This is a genomic window from Algoriphagus sp. CAU 1675, from assembly GCF_029222925.1.
Classification (GTDB): domain Bacteria; phylum Bacteroidota; class Bacteroidia; order Cytophagales; family Cyclobacteriaceae; genus Algoriphagus.
The window spans coordinates 1-3,162 of the sequence record NZ_JARHUI010000011.1; the positions used below are offsets into that span (position 1 = coordinate 1).

The 3,162-nt window shown below is 52.4% G+C and carries 2 rRNA genes; both read right to left on the reverse strand.

The annotated features are described in order from the left end of the window. Positions 1 to 33: 33 nt before the first annotated feature. Positions 34 to 145 (reverse strand): 5S ribosomal RNA (gene rrf / locus P2G54_RS16405). Between the two features lie 84 nt (positions 146 to 229). Further along, positions 230 to 3,094 (reverse strand): 23S ribosomal RNA (locus tag P2G54_RS16410). Positions 3,095 to 3,162: the final 68 nt, after the last annotated feature.

Below are 3,162 nucleotides of genomic sequence, written 5' to 3' on the forward strand. Positions count from 1 at the left end.
AAAAAAAGCCCCGTAAAGTAACGGGGCTGAATAATGTGGCGGCGACCTACTCTCCCGGGTGTAACCCCAGTACCATCGGCGCTGCAGGGCTTAACTTCTCTGTTCGGGATGGGAAGAGGTGGGACCCCTGCGCTAGGCCGCCTAAATCTTTGTGCTTTCGCACCTAATATCTTAAAGTTCTCCCGATAACTATCGGGGATAACATACTTCGTAGAAACTGTAACAAACGAAAGGCAAGCTTTCGGGCAATTAGTACTGCTCGGCTATGACATTACTGCCTTTACACCTGCAGCCTATCAACCTGATCGTCTCTCAGGGCCCTATATGGAAGTCTCATCTTGAGGGGAGTTTCGCACTTAGATGCTTTCAGCGCTTATCTCTTCCCGACGTAGCTACCCGGCAGTGCAGTTGGCACCACAACCGGTACACCAGCGGTCAGTCCAACCCGGTCCTCTCGTACTAAGGTCAGGTCCTCGCAAACTTCCCACGCCCGCAACAGATAGGGACCGAACTGTCTCACGACGTTCTGAACCCAGCTCGCGTGCCACTTTAATGGGCGAACAGCCCAACCCTTGGGACCTTCTCCAGCCCCAGGATGTGACGAGCCGACATCGAGGTGCCAAACCTCCCCGTCGATATGAGCTCTTGGGGGAGATCAGCCTGTTATCCCCAGCGTACCTTTTATCCTTTGAGCGACGGCCCTTCCATTCAGAACCGCCGGATCACTATACCCGTGTTTCCACCCTGCTCGGCTTGTCGGCCTTACAGTCAAGCTCCCTTATGCTATTGCACTCCTCGTACGGTTACCAAGCGTACTGAGGGAACCTTTGGAAGCCTCCGTTATCCTTTTGGAGGCGACCACCCCAGTCAAACTACCCACCAAGCAATGTCCCCCGTTACGGGGTTAGATACCAAGCAAACAAAGGGTGGTATTTCAACGGCGACTCCTCGAACACTAGCGTGCCCGACTCACAGTCTCCCACCTATCCTACACATCGTTTACCCAGTACCAATGCTAAGTTGCAGTAAAGGTGCATGGGGTCTTTCCGTCCCGTTGCGGGTACACGGCATCTTCACCGTGACTACAATTTCACCGAGCTCATGGCTGAGACAGCGCCCAGATCGTTACACCATTCGTGCAGGTCGGAACTTACCCGACAAGGAATTTCGCTACCTTAGGACCGTTATAGTTACGGCCGCCGTTTACCGGGGCTTCGATTCAATGCTTCTCTTGCGATAACATCCCCTCTTAACCTTCCGGCACCGGGCAGGTGTCAGGCCTTATACTTAGTCTTTAAACTTCGCAAAGCCATGTGTTTTTGTTAAACAGTCGCCTGGGCCTCTTCACTGCGGCCACGCAGAACGTGGCGCCCCTTCTCCCGAAGTTACAGGGCTATTTTGCCGAGTTCCTTAGCCATGATTCACTCGAGCACCTTAGGATACTCTCCTCGACCACCTGTGTCGGTTTGCGGTACGGGTACTCATACGCTTAACGCTAGAAGTTTTTCTTGGAAGCCCTTAGGATCACTATCCGATTGTCCGTAGACGCTCGGTACTATCAGCTTCGGCTAGCCCAACGCATTTAACTATCGGGCCAATACCTACAACCTTTAACCCGGTATTCCGTCACCGGGCGGATCTTTCATCACTCCGTCACTCCTTCACCTGTATGAGCAGTATGGGAATATTAACCCATTGTCCATCGACTACCCCTCTCGGGTTCGCCTTAGGCCCCGACTAACCCTGATCCGATTAACGTTGATCAGGAAACCTGGGTCTTACGGTGTGCGGGTTTCTCGCCCGCATTATCGTTACTTATGCCTACATTTGCTTTTCCAAAAACTCCAGCACCCCTTACAGGGTACCTTCGCCGCCGTTGGAATGCTCCCCTACCATCGCATTGCTGCAATCCTTCGCTTCGGTACTAGATTTGATGCCCGATTATTATCGACGCCCTGTCGCTCGACCAGTGAGCTGTTACGCACTCTTTAAAGGAATAGCTGCTTCCAAGCTAACCTCCTGGCTGTCTCTGCAACTGGACCACCTTTGTTCAACTTAATCTAGATTTGGGGACCTTAGCGGAAGGTCTGGGTTCTTTCCCTCTCGGACTGGGACCTTAGCACCCCAGCCCTCACTGCCGGTTCTATATGACGGCATTCGGAGTTCGTCAGGATTTGGTAGGATTTGACTCCCCCTAGTCCTATCGGTAGCTCTACCTCCGTCATACAATTCCCGACGCTGTTCCTAAAAACATTTCGGGGAGTACGAGCTATTTCTCAGTTTGATTAGCCTTTCACCCCTACCCACAGCTCATCCGGAAGCTTTTCAACGCTTATCGGTTCGGTCCTCCATTGTGTGTTACCACAACTTCAACCTGGCCATGGGTAGATCACTAAGTTTCGCGTCTACCCCCACCGACTCAAACGCCCTTTCAGACTCGCTTTCGCTCCGGGTACAGCACTCAATGCCTTACCCTTGCCGGTGAGGAGTAACTCGTAGGCTCATTATGCAAAAGGCACGCCGTCACCCAACTAATGGGCTCCGACCGCTTGTAAGCGCACGGTTTCAGGTTCTATTTCACCCTCCTATTCGGAGTACTTTTCACCTTTCCCTCACGGTACTAGTTCACTATCGGTCTCTCAGGAGTATTTAGCCTTACCAGATGGTGCTGGCAAATTCAACCGGGATTCCTCCGGTCCCGGCCTACTCAGGATACCCGCCCAATCAACAAAACTTCCAATACGGGACTCTCACCCCCTACGGTCGGCCTTCCCATGCCGTTCTCGTCACCTTGTCGATCTTTATGCAGGTCCTATAACCCCGCACATGCCGTAACACATGCGGTTTGGGCTGTTCCGCTTTCGCTCGCCACTACTCACGGAATCACTGTTGTTTTCTCCTCCTATGGGTACTTAGATGTTTCAGTTCCCCACGTTCGCCTCCCTTGCGGGATAGTCCTAAGACTGGGTTGCCCCATTCGGATATCCACGGATCATTTCGCATTGGCCGATCCCCGTGGCTTTTCGCAGCTTATCACGTCCTTCTTCGCCTCTGAGAGCCTAGGCATCCCCCGTGCGCCCTTATTCACTTACTCTTTCTACGCTCGCGTATATCGCTATACGCAATTCTGTTACAGTTTCTACTCAATATGTCAATGAACTT